Raw genomic sequence first — 25,227 nt, 5'->3', positions numbered from 1 at the left:
AATTTTGCGAAGCGTCAAGAGTTTTCTTAAAATCTTGTGCTACTGAGATCTACCTGCAAATATGCCTTATATAAAATGTTGCAAGTACAAAACAATATTTTAGCGATAGACTACTCTTATCTAACTCTAAATTAGATAGATTTTCGTTGGGTTTTGAACAGAGAGCATAATAGCACACTGCTATCTTAAAATCTATAATACTTTTAATTAAAAACTCATTTTAAGCTAGTCACTTATTATATAACAATGGATTATCAATTTTATTGATTTAAGCTAATAACATGACTACATGTACCTAAGAAGTTCCAGATAAAATATAGTGCTATAAATAATTATATAACCTCTTTGCTTAGTAAGCTAGAAAGCTATTATTGATTTAAGTATAGTACCCAGTATATCTCTTAGTCATTCGTAGCTAACGTTGCTATAGACGTCAATGTGTAGATAGACGGTTATTTTACAGAATTGCTTAGTTGTTCTACTGGAACCGCATCAAATTGTCGGATTAGATTTGATCTAGATAATCATAAATACGACATACTTCTAAATATTTATTTAGTGGCTGTCTTCCCGCTTGTAGCAAGCTCCAATAGGTCTCTAATCAACGCACACCTACTATTACTATTTAGTACTACAGATATCTACTGGGATCGCTTAACCTCTGATGACAGGCGGACGGCTAGATTCTTATGCTGCACCTTTATTTAGGGCGTGAACCTAGTCTTTTGCTTGAAAGTGGTTTAGCTATCATACTAGCGATAGTGCTTCTAAGATAATATTTTAGGTATTAAATTTTACTGATATTCAACTCTTGTTCTAGAATACTAGATTAGTAAATTTTTATTTACGAGCTTATTATTAATAATAAATACTATAAAAGCACTCTAAAAGATTTTAAAGCGCCAAAATATTGAATGTATGTAGGCTGCCCCCAGTATACTGATGCCGATAACCTACACTTATTATAGATGGCGCGAAGCAGCTCTATATTAGAGCTAACCTTAGAATACAGGTTATTGAGAGAAATTTTTGGCTTGTAGAAAATTATAACTCCATTCCAAAAAAGAGAATAAATACTTTATCTTGACTCGTTAATTCTGCTCAACGACTAAACACGTAACAGCTAGCATCAGCAAGTTTGGAGCTATTGTATTATAGCACCACCTCATCCACTCTCGTTGCCGAACAGCCGCCTACAGCTCGGGGTAATTATTTATAAATTATCGCCTATTTATATATAGGCTAAGCTCATCGTATCAGACAAGCCGGTAGAAAATATAGTGTAGCTTAACTTCATTCAGCGGTGATCAAAGTATATATATATTGCATAATAAAATTGGCATGTTTATTAAACATAAAGTAATAAATGTTATTATTTTTTATATTTTTAATATCTCTAAAAAAATGAAACAGCGTTATATTTTATCTGGTACCTAAATACCCTCGTGGCTTAATAAAGTTCCCATCTTTGCATAGAAGATGATGTAAGCGTAACTATCGTGTTTAGCACTAATAAGCTTAGCATGCCTATTCGATAGCGCAGTATTAATTCCGGCATTACGGGATCGTGTTAGATTATCTAGATATATTCGCGCTTTAATTTTGAAAACGATACCTACGTGCAAATTGTTTCGTAACTAGTGCACACTAATTAACGACGCATGTTTCTATAATTGATACTAAATAACTTGCCGGCGAAGTTATGCAAGTTAATATTTTGATTAACATCTAGGCATAAACAAGTAATAATTTTTCCTGTATAGGAGATTTGAGAAGAAATATCTAAATCTATCCCCTATGCACATAAGGGAGTCGCTTTCTAGGCTGGATAAGCCTTCGTAGCACGCGACCGTATCCGCGGCCACCCGAAAAGTTTTATTGTTAATTGATGGCAATAAGCCGATTTTCTTTTGGAAAAGTGTCCTGGATTATTTGATTATAATGCCTTCAATCAACGGTATAGATCGTGCTATAATATAATATATAGATCATCCCCATAACAACCTTAAATTAGTCAGAGGTAGTTATTTACTTAGCTAGCTAGTTATATGTGACATTCGGAACATAACATATCAAAAGCTTTTATAGATGGATAGAGCCATATACTTTATATTATAAGTTTGTCTTGTTGTATCGGAATACTAGTATCTTTCTATAAAAAGCACGCTGCTAGGTTGTCAGCAGTAGCGCATTATCCGATCTAGTATTTAAAGCACGCAGCTTGCCTAGGTTAGCTTTCGAAGCTCGTTATAAAATGACAGCGATAATGCTAACACTTTTTAAAAAAGTATTTTTTATCATATTACTACGCGCTTTGCCCTTATAACACTAGCTAAGATTCTTAACAACGTATAGCCTGATGCATTGCCTATCCACTTGGTATCAATTTCTTTGTACGCTCTTCTGCTGTGCCTTAAGAATAAGCAAAAGATAGTTTTAACTCATTAAACTCCAATTATATTGAAGTGATCGAAAACTTATAGGGCTTATCATTACAGTAATAGGCCAGGATACTTAGCTATTATTGTGTAGCTATAGTATGGCATGTATCTATATAAGCAATCATCACATTACTTCAATCTATAAACTATTTCTTAACAACTGGGTAATTCATATCGGTGATCTAGAGCTTGGCCAAGCGGTATAGCATCCTAATGATTTATAATTAGTAAGCTGTACGCAAAGTACGGGCCTACGTAGCCCATTCTAGATTTTAAGGAATTTCTCGATGATAGGTATCAATCGTCAAATAATCTCTGACACCACCGCTAGGATTCTTCTCGAAATCCAGGCCGTTCACTTCAATGTCAAAAAACCATATATCTTTACATCCGGATGGGCAAGCCCTGTCTATATAGATTGCCGAAAGCTGATTTCCTATCCCCGCGCACGTAATGCCCTGATAGAGATGGCCGAATCAACTATTTATGCTGAAGTCGGGTTCGAGGAAATTAACTCTGTGGCAGGCGGTGAAACTGCTGGTATCCCATTTGCTGCATGGATTGCTGATCGTATGGACTTGCCGATGCAATATATTCGAAAGAAGCCAAAAGGTTTCGGCTGTAATGCACAGATCGAGGGGGTTCTACTAGAGGGATCGAAAGTTCTACTGGTCGAAGATCTAACGACTGACAGCCGTAGTAAGATCAACTTTATTAATGCGTTGCGCACCGCCGGTGCGAGCGTCGAGCACTGCTTTGTATTATTCCACTACAATATCTTTAAGGAAAATATGTCGGTACTTAAAGATGTTGGAGTCAATTTACATGCATTAGCAACCTGGTGGGACTTACTACGCGTATCTAAAGATAAAGGGTACTTTGACACAAAAACACTAGATGAAGTCGAGAAGTTCTTGCATGCCCCTACTCAATGGTCGGCGGCACATGGTGGCGCGATATCCTCATCACAATAGTGAAACACATTAAAGCTAGCGAATTTTCAACTGTAGTCGCGAAAGCTATAGCTAGCTTTCGGGAGCGTTAGGTTGCCCATGCGTTTTGGCTCTATCTAGCCCTAATCTAGATAGAGATTTGTAATAATTATATTAAGTTTAAACTAGGAAGTTTTCTTCTTAAACACTCACTTTACGATTTGGATTGAGTATCCAATCATTTGCATGTGACAGACCTATTTACTGACGTTGCGCAGTAGTACATGAACTACTCATCTCCTATAGGGCAGGCATCCCCGAAATATACTACAATTTACAATAAAGATATTCTCAGCGAAGAGAACTATTTCCTTTATCTCATTCTAGAATTAGATGCTATTAGCTCTATAGTCTTTTTGGTAAAGCCCCCCACGCTCTAGAGATCTTATTATCTCATCTGGAGCTTATGAGCGATAAGTAAAAAATACAAGCTTATATATGTAAGTTAGCAGAGCGCATTACTATATCGTTACTAGCTTAATAGCCATTACCTAATCTGCTGTTAATCTTTAGCTTTCCAGCTACGATGTTTCAGATAATGCTCGGTGCTAATCTAACCGCCATTATAAGTCGGCATAACATATACTTAATAATAGATTTTCTTCACAATCGCCACACATCTTTTGTACTTGTATTAAATATTTATTTAGAGTATCGGGGTATAAGGTGCATTTAGGAATGATAACAAAAGTTTTTATTGATGGGCAGGATGGTACAGTTGGTCTAAAAATTAATGAATACCTTGCAGAGCGGCACGACACTAAAGTATTACGTCTCGATGAGACGAGGTGAAAAAAATCCCAATAGGCGACGGAAACTGATCAAGGCCTCTGATGTGATACTCCCATGTCTACCAGATGCCGCATCTCTCGAATCTATGTCTCTGGTTGAGAGTGACCGCGTTATTATCATCGACGCTAGCACAGCGTTCCGCATAAAACAGGGCTAGGCGTACAAATTGCCCAAGCTTCTGCGGATATAATCCGATCGACTTCGTCGCGACAATCTACTCGATTACTGGGTATAGTAGTGGCGGTAAACAAACAATTAATTTCGACCTATAAAAAACATCTAATCCTGCGTTATCAAGTCCACGACCCTACGCACTCGATCTAACGCATAAATACCTACCCGGGAATGAAAATCTATTCCGGACTAATAATACCGCCAGCGGTCTATATGGCTCTTGCAGTTATAGGCTCTTACAGTTACAACCTATCTTCCCTAGATGCGATTATCGCAGCGGATAACACCAGCTGACGTGCATGCTGTGCTAACTGACTATTATTCTAGCGAAGCGTTTATTCGGGGGCATACCACTAGGTACGCCAGAAAATCCGGGTGATGTGGCTTTTTAGATGTGCAAACTAATAACGACACTAATCACGTTGATCTATTCTTCTTTGGGAATGAGGGGCGAATCATAACGATCGCACAGCTTGATAAGCTTATAAAAGGTGCATCGGGTGTGTTATACAGTGTATAAACCTTGCTATCGGCGTAGATGTCTAGACTAATATAGTCAACTATACCAACTTTTTATTTAAGATGAGTTAACAGTTTACACAATTTAGTTGAATTTCAAATCCTTGATATCTACAAAGCTTAATACTTCCTCTTAAAAGAGGACGAGTTTTTAGGTTCAGCATCCCTGCATGTAGAATTATATGAGAAATTATTAGTTACTAATATCGTCTATAGTGATGGTTCGGTGCTATTCCCGCTCAATTTGTTATCTGTTTAAGTGGTAAGCAACGATTGGAATCGGTACCAGAGAAAACACAAGGCAGTCTAATTGCATAAATATCTTTATGATCATAAAGATCTAGTATTTTAGAAAGTATTATTTTGTTTATTTGCATGTACGAGTGGCAAATGTGTCTAAAGCTAATGATGGTAATAGGCCCGAATAAATAAAAAAATAACCTAAAGCTACCCTAAATAGCCATATACATTCTGACATGTCGTAATTTTGTCGTCATTGCGCTTATTGCTCAAAAAGCCCGCTACTTAGCGGGCTGAATCTATATCAAAAGATATGGAGAAGAGAGTTTGTGTATAAACACTACCCCAAAAAACGCAAACCTCTATTCGACCCTAAACAAGATAAATGAAGAGCGATCCGCTGAATTACTAAGATTGTGTGCTAATATGCAGGTATATTTTAATGCCTACCGGATACACTTTAGTTCTATTATTAAAGCATAGTACTGGGATATAAAATGGGTTATAAATTTTTAATTCACTGTGACTCTACAGAATAAGGATTGTTGCAAATTATAAAATGGTTGATGAAAATCGCTTTCAGACGATTCTAATTCAAAAATATTTTTAAATTTAGATTTACGGTGTACTGTAGACTCTATAGTTATGTTTAATTAAAAGGCTACAGTTCTATGTGAATACTAACGCAACATTTCATTAAGTAGTACAAGACAGACTCAGACAGCGAATACCAATATATCGTATCTTCTCCATTGAAATAATGGCACTACACTGTTATGCCCGCTTAAAAAGATTATCTTGGCTTACAGATTGATAGAATAATTCAAGGAAGATCCTAAAAAATCTGCTCAAGACCTTCTATATGTCATCATAGCCATGAAAAATATATAGATCTCTAAATAGATATAAGAACTAACCTGCTTCCCAGAGTTTTCAAAAACTAGCATACTTACACAGATATATGCCAATCCCCTATAGGAAACCAATGAAATTCTTGTAAGAGAATATCGATCCCGGTAGTTGTGGAAAGTCATCAGGAATTGCAGGAGTCAGATCAGATACGAGATGAATCTCGTACATATAAACGCGGCAGCACGCGCACCGGGTGCACTCATCACGAAATGCTGAGAAAGTGCTCGCCATCTCTTAAGGATAGATCCATCAGAAGCATGGTAACCCGACGTGTCTGTTCTCAGACACTTATCGCAGATAAACCACTACTGTGTCTGTACAAGCTATGGAGCGTAAGATATTGCACGCGAGCCGTCTAAAACTAGAGCATTACAACAATCTTAGAGGTTAATAGATCACATTAGATAACACTCACTGAATATCTTCATTACTCTACCGTCACTGACTTAGCTAGATTTCGTGGCTTATCTACATCAGTTCCACGTGCACAGGCGGTGTGATACGCGAGCAATTGTAACGGCACTACATGTAGTATTGGCGACAGCAGCCCATAATGCTCAGGCATTCGAATTACATGAATACCTTCGTCATTAACGATTCGTGTATCCGCATCAGCAAATACATATAGCTGCCCCCCCCGTGTACGGACTTCATGGATATTAGACTTTAGTTTTTCAAGTAGCATATCGTTAGGTGCAACAGTAACTACTGGCATTGCTTCAGTCACTAGTGCGAGCGGACCATGCTTGAGTTCGCCGGCTGGATATGCTTCAGCGTGAATATATGACGTTTCTTTTAGCTTTAATGCGCCTTCCAGTGCAATTGGATAATGCATTCCTCTTCCCAGGAAGAGGACGTTTTCTTTGCGTGAAAATTCTTCTGCCCATGCGATAATTTGTGGCTCAAGCGCAAGCACACTATTAAGTGCTGCCGGAAGGTGTCGCAACTGTTTCAGGTACTGCATTTGAAGATTCGAATCTGCGTGACCACGCAACCATTTAAGCGTCACTGTAAGTACAAATAGAGCAACAAGCTGCGTTGTGAATGCTTTTGTCGAAGCCACACCTATTTCAGTACCTGCATGTGTCAGAAAGCGCAGGGTGGTAAACCGCACTATCGCGCTGCTTGCTACATTACAAATAGCCATCGTATGCGAGTGTCCGAGCGCATGCGCATGCTTAAGCCCGGCGAGCGTATCTGCTGTTTCACCTGACTGCGAGATCACTACAACTAGTGATCGAGGGTTCGGGACAGAGTCACGATAGCGATACTCGCTTGCAATCTCAACATGTGTAGGAATTTTTGCGATCGATTCAAGCCAGTACTTCGCTGTTAAACCAGAGTAATAGCTGGTACCGCATGCAAGAATTAGAAGGCTGTCGATTTCATTAAGTATATCGCTGGCGTTAGTCCCAAACAGCTCAGGCTCAAATGCGTCAATGTGTGCAATCGTATCCGAAATAGCCTGAGGCTGCTCAAAAATTTCTTTTTGCATGAAATGCTGGTACGGCCCGAGTTTCACTGCGCTATCATAGGAGTTAACCGTATGTATTCGCCTCTGTACAAGGACGCCGTTATGGTCAGCAATCTGAACACCGTCGAGCGTCAATTCGACTACATCACCTTCCTTAATAAAAATTAAACGATTAGTGATGCCTGCTAAGGCGAGCGCATCTGAAGCTATGAAATTTTCATGTTGACCTAACCCAACTACTAGTGGTGAGCCACCGCGCGCGCAGCACACTCTATGTGGCTGGTTTTTCGAAAAAACTGCAATCGCATAGGCTCCATGTAACTTCTTTACTGCTTCGCGTACGGCAGAAAACAAATTATCGTGATACACACTATAGATTAGATGCGCAATAACCTCGCTATCGGTTTGCGTTACAAACTTATACCCGCTCGCTTGCAGGCCTTCACGAAGAGTTTCATGATTTTCGATAATCCCGTTGTGAACCAGCGCAATCGTGTCGTGTGAAAAGATCGGATGCGCGTTATGTGCGACTGGTGCTCCATGAGTTGCCCAACGCGTGTGTGCGATGCCTGTTTCTCCTAGAAGTTGCATGTCATGAATCTGCTGTTCAAGGTTCGCTACGCGCGATATGCTACGAGCGCACCGAGCGACACCATTGACGATAGCAGCTACACCACACGAATCGTAGCCTCGGTATTCCAGACGCCGCAACCCCTCAATAAGAACCGGGACAATGTTACGTTTCGCTACCGCGCCAACAATGCCACACATGATATTTATCCGAGAAAAATAGAGGTTTCTAGTTTTACTAGCCTATTGCACAATGTCTTTCAAGCTTTTTTCTTAACCGGTCGCGCATACTCCGTCTTTGCGATCTGTGTCTTCTCATTTAATGCCAGTGCTCCAGCGGGCACATCATGCCATACAGTTGTACCGGCGGCGAGCGTCGCGCCTGAGCCTACGATAACCGGTGCAACAAGCTGCGTGTCAGAGCCTATGAATACATCATCACAGACAACGGTACGATGTTTATTCACCCCATCATAGTTACAAGTAATCGTTCCTGCGCCAATGTTCACGCGCGCTCCGATGTCAGCATCGCCTATGTAGCTCAAATGATTGGCCTTTGCGTAATGCCCGAGCACTGCATTTTTAATCTCGACGAAGTTACCTACATGTGCATTACTAGATAGGATAGTCCCGGAACGTAGCCGAGCATACGGGCCTAGCACAACATTCTCACCCAGACAAGCACCATCGATATAAGTAAATGCGTTCACGCGTGTTCCTGCGGCGATCGTTGTCTCACGGATAACGCAGTTTGGCTCAATGTTTACATAATCACCTAGCACAACGTGTCCCTCAAACACACAATTGACATCGATCAATACCTCAGCCCCGCACTCTAACGTACCACGCACGTCGATACGCGACGGATCAACTAATGTGACGCCAGAGTCTAGCAATCGCAGTGCCTCGTTACGCTGATAGACACGCTCCAGATCAGCTAATTGACGCTTGTTATTCACGCCGAGCGCCTCCCAAATGTCATCTGGCTGCACACCAACAACCTCAACACCGTCATTGATTGCCCGCTCGACGACATCAGTCAAGTAGAACTCGTGTTGCATATTATCGTTTTTTAACGAGCTGAGCCAAGCCTCAAGCCGTCCGCTCGGCGAGATGACAATACCAGTATTGATCTCGCAAATTTGGCGCTGCCACGGGTTAGCATCTTTTTGCTCTATGATCCGTATAATCCGTCCATCGCAATCTCGTACAATGCGACCATAACCGCATGGGTCATCCAGTGTGACTGTAAGCACCCCATAGTGACCGTTAGCTGCTGCTTTAACTAACCGCCGCAGCGTCGAGGCCCTCGTAAGCGGCACATCGCCGTACAACACCAGGGTGGGCAGTGATGGATCTATAAATGGTAACGCTTGTTGAACTGCATGACCTGTACCCTGTTGCTCGGCCTGTAAAACAAACTTAATATCGGGCGCCGCGATAGCTTCACGCACTGCCTCAGCACCGTGCCCAACTACCACGATGAGCCGATTCGTCGCTAGCGCCCGCGCCGTAGAGATAACATGAGACAGTACTGGCCGGCCAGCCAGTAGGTGTAGCACTTTCGGTCGCTCCGAGTGCATGCGCTTGCCTATACCAGCCGCAAGAATGACAATATTCACCACATCAACATCTAGGGATGTCTCAAAAAGATAATTTTTACATTGGGCTTACTGTATTCCGTAGCATAACTAACATACAAGCATGCTGGAAACATAGCCTAACGGCGTGTTGAATTACTTAATTCGGAGTGCACCACTATCAGTGGTGCACATAATTTGTTCCCCACCGCTTGCAGATAAACATCAAGTAATGATTTATCAGATGCGATAATACGCATCGGCTAAGGTAACAAACATGTGCCCCAGCTGTTCGGGGCAATACTTTCTTTATTCTTAGAATGACATCTCCATATTATCGCGCTTTAAGTTCACGCTAACTACTGCGCAGATTTAATGGAATAACCTGAATTCACAGAATTATGCACACTACCGTAGAGGAATCTGCTGATTTAGGTGGCACACCTCTAAGCATGCTACCTAAATTCAGAAGGACAATTTATAGGCAGCTGTTGGGAGTGAACTATAATCTCGGTACGCAACATCATTTACGGCATGCTTATTACATAATGTATACCACGCCAAAATGCTACAGCACTATCTTACTCTTGGATACAAGATGTCTGATGATACTGTACGTAGCCTAATTTCTGATATAAAACTTTTGCTTAAAATTTAAGTATATAGCTTAAGCACTATACTAGTGTAATAAATTATAATAATACACGTCTCTTTTTCTAAAAATACGTAAACCGTTATCGGGTTTGCCTACCTTAATTCGGTACGACTTTCTGGGCGGGGCAGTTAAACAGCTCATTGTCCTCGAGAGCTTAAGGTTCTCGAAACATACTCATATTAAGCTTCTTTAATACGAATAATTTCGATGCCTACTGACTTGCAGTCGGGATAAACATCAAGCTTCTCAGTCGACACACGTACCGCCTTCACGCTCTCGTGCAATAACATTGCAGCAGCAACGTCATCGCACAATGTTTCTTGCAGATTGACATGTCCGCGTGAGATTCGTTGTTCAATTGTTGAGCGCATGAAATCATAGTCAACGACTTCGACTAACTTATCGGCGCACGGCGTCGACTCAGATAGCGGTATAAACAGATCGATATTGACGATGACACGCTGTTCAGCGTGTTTCTCGAAATCATGCGCGCCAATATTGATATAAATCTCATAGTTACGTAAAAATAAGCGTCGACAGTTTATTAGTCTTGGGTGAAAAAGGGCGGAGAGCATAGGGAGATCTAGTTAAGTAGAAGCTAAGTTGCGTAAGATGCCATGTAACAGGCATGTAAGCATTACCCTCATACCGCTTATACAAATATTACAGGGCACATCGTTAGTATGAGATACGCTTGCATTTATTAGTAACATCGTACCGTCAAAGCTGCTATTAGGCGGCACGTTACAATGTCGCATTGGTCATATTAATGACTATCTAAGTAGTTTGGGCTTTTCTATTGCTAGAAATCTGAAATCGAACTGACCACCAGAGTGCAGGGTGAGTCCGATTGCAATAGGCATGACTTTTAGCTTTGAGGTCAGCCGCTTCGATAGCCTCATAGCTAAGAGGCTATCGAGAACGTATGCGGTATTAATGTTGTATATTTTTCGATAAAGTAAGTTGATCAGAAGCTATATTAAGTTTTTGTCTCCGTGCGCAGAATCCTATAAAATGTGCTCGGGTATAATGATTTTATCTTGCACCAAAGAATGCACTCGCTCTTATAACGTAATAAGACGTTATAACAGAACGATAGAGCACAGAAAATCAGGAAGTTAGATTCTAATCAGCGCATGAATAATGCCGAGATAAAGTTAAATATAATGCAGCAGGATAGTTTACCTGTTCCTAACGACACTGCGCTCACGAACTTATACGCTTTGGTACAGCATATCACCCAGAAAATAACCGAATCTGGAGGTTGGCTGCCATTCGATAGGCACATGGAACTTACTCTCTACACACCAGGCCTAGGCTACTATAGCAGTGGTACAGTTAAGTTTGGCCGTAGCCCCGACGACGGCAGTGACTTTATTACTGCCCCGGAACTCACGCCACTGTTTACTCAAACTCTCGCTAGACCAATATCCGAGATACTTAGTGCTACCAGAACTCGTCATATAGTTGAATTTGGAGCTGGAACGGGTAAACTTGCTGCCGTATTACTGCGTACTTTGGATGTGCTTGGTGTCAAGTGTACACGCTACACGATTGTAGAATTATCTAGTGAGTTAAGAGAGAAACAACGCGAATACATTGCAAAAACCGCACGGAAGTTTATCCGCTGCGTCCAATGGGTCGATACGCTCCCAGGGCAAGTGGATGGTGTAATTATTGGTAACGAAGTTCTTGATGCAATGCCAGTGCGTCTTTTTGCGCGTCGGGATGGCCTCTGGTATGAACGCGGCGTCGCCATGACAGATTCCCGATTCGTATTCGCTGATCGGCCTCTATCCGGTACGACTCAGCCAGCTGCACTTGCATATGTCCCTGGCCAGCACGATTACGTGACTGAGACACATGAGGCGGCAGCTGCATTCGTACATACGGTATGCTCAGTACTCAGCCGCGGCGTGGTGTTGTTCATCGACTATGGTTTCCCGGCTGCTGAGTATTACCATCCACAGCGCACGGAAGGCACACTAATGTGCCACTATCGACACCGTGCTCATAGCAACCCATTTTTATACCCAGGTTTACAGGATATCACCGCACACGTGCAGTTTAGCGCTATCAAACAGGCAGCTCTCGAAGCGGGCGCACTCTTGCTTGGATACACGTCGCAGGCGCACTTTTTAATAAACGCCGGCATTACAGACTTGCTTGCACAACTAGACCCATCTGACTCAGTTCGCTTCCTACCTCAGGCTAATGCGGTACAAAAATTGCTGTCCGAGGCTGAAATGGGCGAGTTATTTAAAGTGATTGCATTTTATCGCGGTTTCGATGCTAGACTAAGCGCCTTCGAGGGCGGTGATCGTTCACATACACTATAACTTATTCGACTAGCCTGTTTATGTTCTATTGAATCTAACTATTCTATTTATTAGAAACCGCGGGCTTCGAAACCATCCAACTTTCGCTCTTAAGCTATAGATTAACCTGAATCTCTTGCTACGTTTTCCCACCTAAAATTATAGTAGTCTATATCTCGCCCCAATAATTTTGTTTAAGTCTTACTCAAGGATTAAACCTGAGTACTTACACACCCTCGTGGACTCTAAGAACAAACTAATTACAGTGCTATTATATGCACACTCCATAAATATGGTTGGCATATTTTCACATGTGTTTTCTAGCTGAAGAAGTCAACGCAGCCTTATCATGTAGTTCAGCGTAAAAGCACATGAAAATATCTACATTACGCCAGCAGATGCTTGAGCAATTATTTGTACAACGAAGACGATTAGTCTAGTAAAATTATGCATATATAAAGTATCTTTGCATATTAAGTCTACCGTTAGAACCAACTAGTAGTTAGCATCGAGTAGTCGCATATGCTAATTTCAGCGGTATCTATATTAGCTGTTGTAAAGTCGTAGCATAGCTAAAGCTAAAAAACTACGAAGTAGCACTGAAAAGTGCTATACACTATATTTAAATACAGCATATTACTTTAAAAGTGCCACTATATATCGCATAAGATAATAGCTGCAGCAGCTATCTAGCACTCTCCTCGGTAACAATTGCTTCAGATATACGATACATATTATCTTATCCTAAGATAGGGTAAAGTGGTTTATAGTGGCGATCCTAATAATATTAACGACTTAAAAAGTGTGATTTACTGAAAACTAGCAAGTCTACTAGAACATTTTCCGCATTTTTGAACGAGTGCAGTATTGCCATATTTATCGAATTACGCACTACATTCATAGCGTATCTAAAGCTAAATGGGAGAAGTATAGAGAGCAACTACCCACACTGTATTAACAGGCCCGGGCTAACATATGATTGGCTAAGACCATCTAGTCAGGAATAGTTTTGTACTGACAATTTATTGTAGATGGCCTCTGAGAGAGATTGCATAAAGTAAAGATGAACTTATCGGTACTCAGTATAATAGTTTTTAACTATCGACTTTATTAACTAGATGTGAGCCCCCTCATTTTATTACTAATAATCTGACCTTCTGCTCTTTATATCTAGAGCATCGTTATTACTTCAGAATCAGATAGACGTAATGATATGCAGTAAAATAATGCGTTACCTCTAATTAATTTTAGCTAATCGGCTATACGTCTCGAGCTAGACAACCACTAATCCGATTGAAATAGTATGAGTAATCTGACCCAACAAACTATTCTAAGCGTACACCACTGGACTAACACGCTTTTCAGCTTTACTTGCACACGCGATCTAGGTTTTCGTTTCGAAAGCGGTCAATTTACCATGATTGGTTTAGAAGTAAACAATAAGCTGCTTCTACGCGCGTACAGTCTAGCAAGTGCGAACTACGAGGAAAACCTCGAATTCCTGAGCGTTAAGGTACAGGACGGCCCATTCACTTCTAGGCTGCAACACCTGAAGATAGGCGATAAAGTGTACATCGGAAAAAAACCGACTGGCACATTAGTGGTTGATAACCTACTTCCAGGTAAAACACTATGGCTGCTATCCACTGGAACTGGCTTAGCTCCATTTTTATCAATTATAAAAGACTGGGAAATCTATGATCGCTATGATAAAATCGTTCTTACACACACCTGCCGTTTCGTTAACGAGCTCGCATATAAAGAATATATTACTTTACACCTGCCAATGCATGAGCATATAGGAGAAATAATCAGAGAAAAATTAATATATTTCCCAACCGTGACGCGTGAGCCGTTCCAAAATCGTGGTCGCATCACAGAGCTGATGGAAACGGGTAGATTATTTACGCTACTTGGCATAGCGCCATTCTCGAGCGAGAATAACCGCATTATGTTGTGTGGAAGTCCAAATATGCTGCGTGATGCACGGAAACTTCTTAATGGCCTTGGTTTTTTAGAAGGTAGTAATTCAGTCCCAGGCCACTATGTAGTCGAGAAAGCTTTTGTTGGTTGATGTGCTGGTTTACACCATGTACTTATCGACAGTATTCTGTTCATAGAAATTACAATCAATATATCGAGACATCCTGTATCAGGATAGTAAATAGTTGCATCTGGATAAAGCTTTACTTAGCAAACTTTCAGTACCACACGCAATATCACAATTCGCAACATCTCAGGGATCTCAGTGCACACCAAATTTAGTACCTCTCGACTGTTATTCACAACATATGATATTCTTCCATTTTAAAAAGTGAGTATTTCCTTGCCACGAGCGAATGTTTTTACTAGAAGTACTCACCAATAAAATAGACCAGCCTATATCTAGGTTAGCGATAAAAACTACGCTGTAACAATATTAATTGATTTATTAAATAATATAGTAATCAACTGATAGCTAAAATTAAAAGATGGGCGCATACCATCATATTTAGCAGTGCTCACATTAGAAATGCATTCTATTCTTAATATAAACCTAGGCCAGACAGGCTTGCATAACTACCGCTACTGACGGTCGTACCCTAGACAAGGTACATATCTGTTTTTACTACACCTCTATAATACCCCCGTGAGTTTACACTCGACAATACTAAAATAGGCATGCTCTATGTGCAATTATTTCCTCTTCTATATCTCTTAAGAACTGCGATTTTAGAACACCCTCGACCTAATAAATACTAGAAGCTGAAGGGAATCACGGCCAGAAAATACGATCAGCCTACTTGTATTTTCTACGGCTTGCACACCAAATAATGTCGATAACTTTATATATAGATAGTTACCAAGTATAAATCCATAACACTTATTTCTGCACCGGATGCAAGTTAAGAAATAGCTGAAAATGCTTGATAGCGGCAGCTTTCTTACGTATCTCTACATCTCGTTGGACCTGCATCTAACTAGCTCCTGTAAACTTCCTCGATACCTTTCTAATTTATTAGAAAGGTATCGCTTACTTGTGTTTAAATCTCTGTAAATATGGGTACTTAATAAACTTGTCAGATAAAAGTCTTATGGTTTGTAGCGCTATTAGTAGCATTTAACTAATAGAAGATTCAAGAGCTTTATTATATCTATAATAGAAAAATTTATCGGCAATAAGTGAAATGCTGCTGACTGCCAGTAATAACAGCTACATACTCTTTGGATATATAGTTTAATAAGGTATAAATGGCTATAAACAGCCATCTGCCTGGTGCGCCCGGCCGGGATCGAACCAGCAACCCCTGCCTTCGGAGGGCAGTACTCTATCCGTTGAGCTACGGGCGCTTTTATTTAATAGCTGTGAAGCGTAATTAGAAATAAGCTTCAAACTATAAGCTATCTGAACTGTATTGTCTATTTAATATGTGAGAAATACTACTCTCCGGCTCCCACTTTTCCCATACATTCCCTATATATACCCACCCACTCCCTCAGATTCTTAATACGTGAAACGATATTAGATAAAGCATTTAGATTGGTGTACTTGTGCTGCTAATTGTAGGAGGGCAATCTACTTTAATAAGGGTTGCTACTCTATCCTAGAGGCGGCAATAAATATAAAGTTTTAACAGTTTAAATAATATATCCTTCATTTATATGATACTTAATTGGGATTTCTCTCTTAAAGAGAAGACACGATATAGTAATGATTAAAACTCAAATTAAGAATGCAAGAAAGCTTACCACTTAAGTCGTTTCTAGCTGAATACTCATAGAGCGTGTTATACGTTTTTTAGTTATGACAACGTAATACCTATACATTAGTTTTGGAAATGATGATTTTAATAAAGAGTTTTTTATCGTCGTATACTACTGCATACTTACAATAGTAACGACTAATGCTTACGCATCTCCGACGCATTGCCTACTCAGCAGAGCTGCAAGACGCGAGACTTAATCACATTATATGATGGATATCAAGGTGCTGATGCTCACTTATAAAGCAGCTCGTATACTATCGAATACATCACATGGATGTTTTATACCTATATAGAGTAGCATCTAAATATCTAAATTGTTACAGATGACGCACGCAACGCGCCTCTTCTAGATTTCAGGCTGGATGGGTGCTGCGCCGGGGTTATCTAAGGAGCGGTGTTCATATTAGTATCCCCGCTCTCGGCAGGGTGTGTTGTCGCTCTCCGATCATTCTATGTATCGCCCAAACCCTCCGCAAAGCGGCAGTTATTTACTGTGACAGTCCATGCATTGTGCTTGCTGGTGTTAGGGCAGCGACCAGACCGTGTTATTACGCATAAGATCGCGCATCTGATCAGACAAAAAGTTTTAAGCTACATTATATTACTGCGCTCACTTTTACAAATAAATCGGTAGTCGAAATGCGTGAACAGGCCGAAAAGTTTGTTGTGGGTAAAAACATTGAGACGTCTTGAAAAGGGCGAAAAGGCTCAGCCATCAGCTGATGGGTATACGTATTTCTGCACTTAGCATACAGATGCTTTTCAAGAATAGATACGTATGACAAACAAAGGACTAATGCGAAAAACCTAGTCAATTATCTCAATATGGAAAACTAGCATTGTCACGCCGGAACAGGCCTGCGTACTCACACAGAATGAATACGAGATGTAAGTAGCGGTCGTATTTTACGATTACATGACAACTCTGTATGCATATCAGGCAGTAAACTTCGATGACTTCATTTTATTACCTATAAAATAGGTCTGGCATCATGCACTAGTGCATGAAAATAGTCTACGCTACTTTCTAGTAAATGAGTATTAGGACACTAATATCTGCCAGTACGAGCTGCTAAAGTTACTTACTGGCTCGCGATTAGCGTTTACGGTAGTCGGTGATGATGATCGGGTGATTTATAGCTAGCGTAGCGCAAAATTGGAAAATTTCACTTAATTGAAAGCAGATTTTCCTCGTCTGAGAGACATTAAACTTGAGCAAAACTACCGATCAACAGTACATATCCTTAACGCAAAAACACTGTAATTACACAAAACTCGAAACTATTCTAGAGGAAATTATGATCCGAATATAGCATAAGCGATACTATTGCTATAATGCTATGAAATGATGAAGAACATGAAGCAAAATCAGTAGTGTTCCGACTATCAGTATACAAGTCCGAATGGCGCGTGCAGTTTCAAGACTATTCGCTGCTATATAGTAGCAATCTCAAGGCCCGGGTATTCGGGCAGGTATTACGCCAAGAGCGTATTTCATACCCGCTCTTTGGCTAGATAGTCTTTCTTCGATCGTTCTGAAGTTTATCTGCACGATCACCACACCGCGACAGGGGTAAGTAACACGACGTTATAAACACTCTATTTGTTTTCTAGATAAGCAAAAGTGTCGCTCTCGAGTCAGCCCATATAGACTGCCTCGAGATATGACTATCACCGCGTCAAGTAGGCTGCTTCGTATGTTCTGCGATTTCATTCGGTGTATTGTAGAGCAAGCTAGTACCGATCCGGCAACGACATTGCTGGATGATTTAATAGAAGCTATCTGCTATAAACACACTTGTATAATACGATCGATGATCGACGGGCCTAAGCTAAATGGGCAAATGTTCTTAAGCTTATAAAGTGGCTAAAAGAAAAATACAAGACCAAATCTAGAGACTTTACTTGGTGAAGATGACAAGTTAGGTGGGCAAAATGATAATAATGACACACAACACGTATACATCTCTAGGGATTCAACAGAAGTTTGCATACGCGATGCCTGAGCGGGTAAAATCGAGATGATTTAAATGCATTAAAGATGTACTGTCTAACACGCTATTGTATTGAAATGTACATTTTATTACGTCTATTTCTCTTTTCTAAGACGGCATTACTGCCTGCACTGACTCAGTGATACTGAGCCTTAGTATTGGATTACATAATAATCCTGCCTAGTTCGTATACAATAAAATTAAATGCTACGTAGAAATTTTTCCGAAATTCAAATTTGAATTTGTTAAAAGCAAGCCGTTTGTACCTAACCTGAAAACTATTTTACTGTTGCTAAGTATCTTGAGAAGATCCCGGTAGCTTGTTAATGCAATAATGACAGAGCGGCCGAGTTTACAAACCTCGTTAGATGGCGTACGCGCTAGAAGCTTGTCCGATTATTCTTATGTGCACTGCATCACAGACCCGCTTTGCCGTTGATCACGACGAGCTTTTTAGTAATCACGGGGTTCGCATTATGTATATCCTAATATTAACTGATTAATAGAAATATGACTACTGCTCTTGTATATTACTAAGTCACTTGTTATCCGAAATAATCTCTTTAGCTAAAGGGGTATTGCGCTACGAAGATGGCCACCTTATTGATAGCGCCTATCATATTTATCTTTTGTACAACGTTTGATGCAAGCGTAATTATTATATTTCTTCAGATTTTTAACTTAGTTAAGCTTTAATGCAAATAAATTTCTCCTACCGGAAGAGAGATCTAAGAGATATGTTGTGCTAAATTAAATATTTAGAGGATCAACTTCTATGTTCCAGCGATACACGCCTTTAAGCGTGTTCAGCTGCGGTACCCAATCACGCAGTGTACGCTGTAGTGCTGTGCGCGAAGTACTTTCGAGTAGTAGCTGCGCGCGATGCATGTGCATCACCTTAACGATACTTAAAGGCACTGGATCATAGCACGTTACGCACTTAGCACTCGGTACTGCAGCGAGCATCATAGATGCTCTATTTAGAAAATGTAGCGTTTTATCTAAACTATGCGAGTCAGCTCGCAACAAAGCCTGGAAAACGAAGGGTGGTAGATGCGCATCACGTCGCTCAGCTAGTGCCGCTGCGGCAAAATCTACGTAATCGTGTCGCACTAGCGACGTATATAATGGGTGTCGCGTGTGCTCAGTTTGAATCAATACCTCGCCCTGAGCACCCCTCCGTCCGGCCCGCCCTGAGACCTGCATCAATTGGGAAAATAACCGTTCCCCAGCACGAAAATCATGCGAGAACAGCGCGGTATCCGCATTCAACACGCCAACTAATGTGACCCGCTGAAAATCATGCCCCTTCGCAATCATCTGCGTGCCCACTAGAATATCGATATCGCCAGAGTGAACCTCTGATAATAAGGTATGTACACTGCCTTTACACCGTGTACTATCGGCATCGATACGCAGTATTCTTGCGCTAGGCACTACGGTACTGAGCACTTCTTCGATACGCTGCGTACCAGAGCCAAACGATGCTAAATCGATATTGCCACACTTTGGGCACACCCGTGGAATATAGCTCTCTCCTCCACAGTGATGACATCGCATACGCCGCTCTATTTTATGTAGTACTAAATATACGCTGCAGCGCGGACAGCCCATAACCCAACTACACGCATTACAGGTCAGAACCGGCGCATAGCCGCGGCGATTCAAGAATATCAAGCTTTGCTCACCACGTGCTAAGCAATCTTTTAAAGCCTTAACAAGTGACATTGATAATCTATCCGCTCGATAACGACCTACCCCTTCTCCCGTTTTCATATTAATGAGGCGAACCTTAGGTAATACCGCATCCCCTGCAGCTCGCCGCGATAAAACTAGCGTTGTGTGGAAGCGCTCGCATGCATGCCACCATGTTTCAAGTGACGGTGTAGCTGATCCGAGTATGACGGGGATATCCAACTGCTTAGCCCGCCACACCGCTAGATCTCGCGCCGAGTAATGCGGTCCTTCTTGCTGCTTATAAGCGGGCTCGTGTTCTTCGTCAACAATAATCAGCGCTAGCCGCGGCAGTGAAGCAAGCACCGCCATACGTGTGCCCAATATAATCCGAGCTTTTCCATTATGGGCTGCTAACCAATTTTGTACACGCTGGCCATCTGATAGAGCACTATGCAAGGTTACAAAAGCAGTAGACGGCCAGCTAGAGAAACGCTCCCGTAACACCGATTCGAATTGTGGCGTCAGGTTGATCTCCGGTACCATTACTAAGGCCTGTGAAGCAGGCAAGCGAATAAACAAATCAGCTAATCCATGTAAGTATACTTCGGTTTTTCCACTGCCTGTCACGCCATATAACACAAATGATACAAAGCTACGTGCGGCGTCAATTGCCTCGACAGCCGCATGCTGTTCAGAATTTAGATTAAACCCCACACACTGATTTAATGGTGATACAATATTGGTATATTCCTCTTTTCCCATTAAATGGGTTATGCCACTTATTCCTGATGCTTCGGCAGAGTCACGTTGCTGAACACGCACCCATCCGAGCTCCCTCCACTGTTCAATCGTTACGACGGCTCTAGAATAAAGAGCTCGGACATCAGCTGCGTCTAGCATGTCCGCCTGCAAAAATGCTTGGGCAAGCCGTCTTGCCCCTGTTGCTCGAGATGGTAATATATTCGGCAAATTATTGCGTCCAGCTTCTGTTAATTGGTAAATTAACTGTCGGGCAAATAACCCAGGCCAACGAGCGGCATCACGCAATGCTAGAGGCAACGCTGACAGCGCTACTTCCCCGCAACTGCGCTGATAATACTTCGCAGCCAAAGTAATAAAGTGAAGCCAGTCTTTATTGAGCGGAGAACAACCGGTACACGTATTTTGAACATTTTTCAATCGATTCTGTGGCACGTCAGTCGTAGCGACAACCTCAATAACAAGCCCTACTGTTTTCCGGCGACCAAATTGCACTTGGACAAGCATACCAGGCAGCGGCTGTAATGGCAGGACCCAGCGATAATCGTACAGTGTCGAACATGGACAGTCCAGAGCAACTCTGACGTATTGCTCAGTTGCATAGATCATGTGTCGGTGGCGGTCACCATAAAAAAGTGAGATCGCAAAGTACAGTATTTTTAATAAAAAGACAAAAAAGATTAAAAAGCGATAGAATTATCGCTAAACTTTAAATTAATTATAAAATTTATCTCAACTTAGTATCCTGTTGATAACTTTGTGTAAAAATATGATTCTCGCCTATAGAATAGGTCTAGCTGCGCCCGTTGAGATGAAATTTAGAGTTGAGTTGAAGAAATTATTCTAATTTAAAGATCAAAGACTTACAAAATAATCAGTGTGTTATACTAGCTTTATACTCTAAAATATACAGTGTACCAAAGAGATGTGTATAAGTAGACCAACTATAAGTCACAGTAGCTTCGCTATGTAGTAAATCCGAATGTTCACTATCAACTTTGTACTGTACAGTACAAAGTAGTTTTCCACCCAGCATCACTCGGCTGTACTAATCTAATGTGCTTTATAACTCATGCTCTTACCGCCTGTACTAGACGTGAATTTCGATACCCTATTTTGAAGTAAATACTTGGTCTCAAGTTATTATTATAGATGTAAGACACTAGTTAGTTTTGTGCACAACATAGTTTCAGGTCGCTGACTACTGCATTTTATAAAAAAATCACGAATATGTTTGTTATTATCTCTCTTGAGAGCCAAGACAATTATAGATATACTATTTTAGTAAAAAACTAACAAATTTACCTTAGCCTAAGTATCGATATTATTTCCCTTTTGCGTTTAGGCGAAAATTCATGTATACCAATAATCAGAAAAAACTTATGCGTTAGCTTATGGCGAGCTAACTATAACATAAAGTTACGGCATATAGCATAAATTCGTGATATAAAGCCATTGCTTTTATCTTTGATAAAATAATATACACTTATAAGTGATCAAGTAAACAAGCTGGTAGCTATTAGAATTCGTACCGGATTAGCATCACTGAATAATGTTCTAGCTTCGAATCTCATCGACTACAATACTACCAGCTAAGGTATGCTAGCTTGAGTTCGAATATAATCGCGAAGAGTAGATTCCTTGCTAGGGGTATATTTGACTCAAAGTTCTATTACAGAATAAAGTCTTTATAAACTAATACAGAACCTGTACATCAAATGCGTAGCGATTAGCGGATATGATGTTATATTGGTTAATCGAGATACTTAATCATATGGAGAAACTTTTCCGGATGATAAATAACAGCTTGTTTTCTCTATTTTAGAGAAAGCTATTGCTTTAAACATAGAGCGCGCACATTATCTAGTAATTATTCTACTAGAAACACAAAAAATATCAAGAAATCTACTTACACATAACAATTAACATAACATAACCTCAGAAAATCGTACCTGTTACATGTGAAATAAAGCCCGCACTTTCCAATAAGTAGTAGCACTAGCTAATCGCATTCCTAATCTAATTGTACTATAAAATAGCTATGCTTTTTGCACTGGAGTGTCATCGCATAAGCTATACTACGCATCTGTCTAAAATAGAGCTAATTATAACAATATAGCCCAAAAAGGTTATTATGTTCAGTGTATAATATCTTTTAGATATGTAACAATTAGAAAAATTTTCCATAAAAAACTAGTGCAATGAATAATATTAATTCTTAACGTAACAAAATATGAGACGATTAGTTATCCCAAACGTTTTCACCAGAGGTCCGAGAGCATAGGTGTTATTATTTATTTCTGTTCTGTTGCATCTTTGGAACATTTTAAATAATCTTAATACATTAAGAATACTTTTAATTAAATTTGAGATTTAATTATAGTATTTAATATAATTAAAATGAAGACGCAACTTATACACTCAAAAATCTCTCTAATATTCACTATTTTTGATAGGAATTTGCCACGTTGATATTCAAATCAATACTTTCGGTTTCGACATCGCAGTTGCGCGATAGCTGCCAGCTGAGCGGTAGCGTAGGCTAGCTCAGCTTGAGCTGAAGCATATTCAGTATTTGAGTCGGTATTCTTTAGGACCTCTTTGGCGCTTTTATATGCATGTTCGGCTTTTATCTCATCTAATTCTGTACTGCGAATCGCAGTATCTGCGAGCACTGTCACTGCTCTAGGTTGCACTTCAAGGATGCCGCCGGCAACAAACACGAACTGCGAATCGCCATTCTCGTCCTCGATACGTACAGAGCCCGGTCGAATACGTGTGATGAGTGGAGTATGGCCAGCTAGAATGCCTAACTCACCTACTTCGCCCGGAAGAGAAACGAATCTGGCATGTCCCGAAAAAACACTTTCCTCAGTGTTAACAACGTCTACTTTGATAGTTTTCATATCTATTTCTAAACTGAAAAGAATTGGCTTTAATTATCTTAATGCTATCTAAAAATATTTTTATACAGGCATTAAATTAAATACCTTTTATCTTCTCGAAAGATTCGTTGATCGAGCCTACCATGTAGAACGCCTGTTCTGGTATATGATCACATTCGCCGTTAACAATCATTTTAAATCCACGGATCGTTTCCTTCAGCGGCACATACTTTCCAGGCAATCCCGTGAATACTTCTGCTACATGGAACGGCTGTGACAGAAAGCGCTGAATTTTACGAGCACGAGTTACTGTTAGCTTATCTTCTGGCGATAGCTCATCGATACCGAGAATCGCAATAATATCACGTAGCTCCCTGAAACGTTGCAGCGTTTGCTGAACACTTCGCGTTATTTTGTAGTGCTCTTCGCCAATCACGTTTGGATCGACCTGCCGTGATGTTGAATCTAGTGGGTCAACCGCCGGATAAATACCTAGTGAAGCAATGTCACGGGACAGTACAACTGTAGCATCTAAGTGACCGAACGTAGTCGCTGGAGATGGATCAGTTAAGTCATCTGCTGGAACGTATACAGCTTGAACCGAAGTAATCGAACCAGTTTTTGTTGACGTAATGCGTTCTTGAAGCTTGCCCATTTCCTCGGCGAGCGTAGGCTGGTAACCTACTGCGGATGGCATCCGCCCTAACAAGGCAGATACTTCTGTACCGGCTAAAGTAAATCGGTATATGTTATCGATAAAGAATAGAATATCGCGACCTTCATTACGAAAGTGCTCAGCCATCGTCAGGCCTGTCAACGCTACGCGTAGACGGTTACCTGGTGGCTCGTTCATCTGCCCGTACACTAGCGCGACTTTATCCAGAACGTTTGAGTCCTTCATTTCATGGTAAAAGTCGTTCCCTTCACGAGTACGCTCACCTACGCCTGCGAATACAGAGTAACCCCCATGCTTCTTTGCAATGTTGTTGATTAACTCCATCATATTTACCGTCTTGCCTACACCAGCACCACCAAACAACCCTACTTTCCCTCCTTTTGCAAAGGGGCAAATTAAGTCGATTACTTTAATGCCCGTTTCAAGCAACTCTGTTGATAGAGATAATTCATCGAATGCCGGTGCTCTCTGATGAATTGATCGTGTATTTTCACGAGAAATCTCGCCTGCCTCATCAATTGGCCGGCCCAGTACATCCATAATCCGACCGAGAGTCGGCATACCAACTGGCACGGTGATCGGATTACCTGTATTCTTGACTATTAACCTACGACGTAAACCTTCAGATGATCCTAGGCAGATTGTGCGTACAATGCCATCACCAAGTTGCTGCTGAACTTCGAGCGTTAGATCACTGCCCTCTAGAATTAGAGCGTCGTAAATCTTCGGTATCTGCTCACGCGGGAACTCGACATCAATAACGGCACCGATGCACTGTACGATCTTGCCCTCTACTAAAGCATTAGTACTCATTGTATTTCCT

11 protein-coding genes and 1 tRNA gene are annotated in these 25,227 nt (G+C 40.9%); 5 read left to right on the top strand and 7 right to left on the bottom strand.

Annotated features, from left to right (window positions below):
* Nucleotides 1–2,728 precede the first annotated feature (2,728 nt).
* Both K0T93_RS04095 and K0T93_RS04575 read left to right on the top strand, forming a co-directional pair.
* The gene (locus tag K0T93_RS04095; protein WP_225721398.1) at nt 2,729–3,415 is read left to right on the top strand and encodes an orotate phosphoribosyltransferase; all 687 of its coding nucleotides are present in this window, start codon (nt 2,729–2,731) and stop codon (nt 3,413–3,415) included.
* Between the two features lie 796 nt (nt 3,416–4,211).
* The gene (locus tag K0T93_RS04575; RefSeq protein WP_445082789.1) at nt 4,212–4,382 is read left to right on the top strand and encodes a hypothetical protein; all 171 of its coding nucleotides are present in this window, start codon (nt 4,212–4,214) and stop codon (nt 4,380–4,382) included.
* Between the two features lie 2,115 nt (nt 4,383–6,497).
* Here the strand turns inward: K0T93_RS04575 and glmS are convergent.
* From glmS to K0T93_RS04075, 3 genes are all read right to left on the bottom strand, one after another.
* Entirely contained in the window at nt 6,498–8,315 is a 1,818-nt protein-coding gene (gene glmS / locus K0T93_RS04085) for a glutamine--fructose-6-phosphate transaminase (isomerizing) (RefSeq protein ID WP_225721397.1), read from the bottom strand.
* A gap of 59 nt (nt 8,316–8,374) precedes the next feature.
* The gene (glmU, locus tag K0T93_RS04080) at nt 8,375–9,736 is read right to left on the bottom strand and encodes a bifunctional UDP-N-acetylglucosamine diphosphorylase/glucosamine-1-phosphate N-acetyltransferase GlmU (protein WP_225721396.1); all 1,362 of its coding nucleotides are present in this window, start codon (nt 9,734–9,736) and stop codon (nt 8,375–8,377) included.
* A 792-nt stretch (nt 9,737–10,528) separates the two neighbouring features.
* On the bottom strand, nt 10,529–10,924 hold the full coding sequence (locus K0T93_RS04075; protein ID WP_225721395.1) for a dihydroneopterin aldolase: 396 nt from the start codon (nt 10,922–10,924) through the stop codon (nt 10,529–10,531).
* Between the two features lie 561 nt (nt 10,925–11,485).
* On the opposite strand from K0T93_RS04075, the gene K0T93_RS04070 reads away from it, so the two are divergent.
* The gene (locus K0T93_RS04070) at nt 11,486–12,688 is read left to right on the top strand and encodes a class I SAM-dependent methyltransferase (protein ID WP_225721394.1); all 1,203 of its coding nucleotides are present in this window, start codon (nt 11,486–11,488) and stop codon (nt 12,686–12,688) included.
* 1,282 nt (nt 12,689–13,970) lie between these two features.
* On the top strand, nt 13,971–14,741 hold the full coding sequence (locus K0T93_RS04065; protein WP_225721393.1) for a ferredoxin--NADP reductase: 771 nt from the start codon (nt 13,971–13,973) through the stop codon (nt 14,739–14,741).
* A gap of 1,180 nt (nt 14,742–15,921) precedes the next feature.
* On the opposite strand, the gene K0T93_RS04060 is transcribed toward K0T93_RS04065, so the two are convergent.
* A tRNA-Arg gene (locus K0T93_RS04060) sits at nt 15,922–15,997 on the bottom strand.
* 1,470 nt (nt 15,998–17,467) lie between these two features.
* On the opposite strand from K0T93_RS04060, the gene K0T93_RS04570 reads away from it, so the two are divergent.
* Complete coding sequence (locus K0T93_RS04570; protein WP_225721814.1) at nt 17,468–17,557, top strand: UvrD-helicase domain-containing protein; 90 nt, start codon at nt 17,468–17,470, stop codon at nt 17,555–17,557.
* Nucleotides 17,558–19,157: 1,600 nt separating this feature from the next.
* Here the strand turns inward: K0T93_RS04570 and K0T93_RS04050 are convergent.
* The 3 genes from K0T93_RS04050 to atpD form a co-directional block, all read right to left on the bottom strand.
* Nucleotides 19,158–21,452 carry a primosomal protein N' gene (locus K0T93_RS04050; protein WP_225721392.1) on the bottom strand — a complete coding sequence of 765 codons (2,295 nt, stop codon included), beginning with the start codon at nt 21,450–21,452 and terminating at the stop codon, nt 19,158–19,160.
* A 1,871-nt stretch (nt 21,453–23,323) separates the two neighbouring features.
* On the bottom strand, nt 23,324–23,749 hold the full coding sequence (locus K0T93_RS04045) for a F0F1 ATP synthase subunit epsilon (RefSeq protein ID WP_225721391.1): 426 nt from the start codon (nt 23,747–23,749) through the stop codon (nt 23,324–23,326).
* 76 nt (nt 23,750–23,825) lie between these two features.
* Nucleotides 23,826–25,217: a F0F1 ATP synthase subunit beta gene (gene atpD / locus K0T93_RS04040; protein ID WP_225721390.1), complete on the bottom strand. Its 1,392-nt coding sequence runs from the start codon at nt 25,215–25,217 to the stop codon at nt 23,826–23,828.
* Nucleotides 25,218–25,227: the final 10 nt, after the last annotated feature.

It is taken from the genome of Candidatus Vallotiella sp. (ex Adelges kitamiensis), assembly GCF_020342435.1.
In the GTDB taxonomy this organism is placed as follows: domain Bacteria; phylum Pseudomonadota; class Gammaproteobacteria; order Burkholderiales; family Burkholderiaceae; genus Mycetohabitans.
Note: the sequence above shows the minus strand (reverse complement) of the source record. Positions and strands in the feature narration are given on the sequence as shown.

Excerpts from the sequence above, each read along its gene's own strand:
- glmS (WP_225721397.1), bottom strand. The coding sequence starts at position 8,315 with ATGTGTGGCATTGTTGGCGCGGTAGCGAAACGTAACATTGTCCCGGTT.
- K0T93_RS04065 (WP_225721393.1), top strand. The coding sequence starts at position 13,971 with ATGAGTAATCTGACCCAACAAACTATTCTAAGCGTACACCACTGGACT.
- K0T93_RS04050 (WP_225721392.1), bottom strand. The coding sequence starts at position 21,452 with ATGATCTATGCAACTGAGCAATACGTCAGAGTTGCTCTGGACTGTCCA.
- K0T93_RS04575 (WP_445082789.1), top strand. The coding sequence starts at position 4,212 with ATGAGACGAGGTGAAAAAAATCCCAATAGGCGACGGAAACTGATCAAG.
- atpD (WP_225721390.1), bottom strand. The coding sequence starts at position 25,217 with ATGAGTACTAATGCTTTAGTAGAGGGCAAGATCGTACAGTGCATCGGT.
- K0T93_RS04075 (WP_225721395.1), bottom strand. The coding sequence starts at position 10,924 with ATGCTCTCCGCCCTTTTTCACCCAAGACTAATAAACTGTCGACGCTTA.
- K0T93_RS04045 (WP_225721391.1), bottom strand. The coding sequence starts at position 23,749 with ATGAAAACTATCAAAGTAGACGTTGTTAACACTGAGGAAAGTGTTTTT.
- K0T93_RS04070 (WP_225721394.1), top strand. The coding sequence starts at position 11,486 with ATGAATAATGCCGAGATAAAGTTAAATATAATGCAGCAGGATAGTTTA.
- K0T93_RS04095 (WP_225721398.1), top strand. The coding sequence starts at position 2,729 with ATGATAGGTATCAATCGTCAAATAATCTCTGACACCACCGCTAGGATT.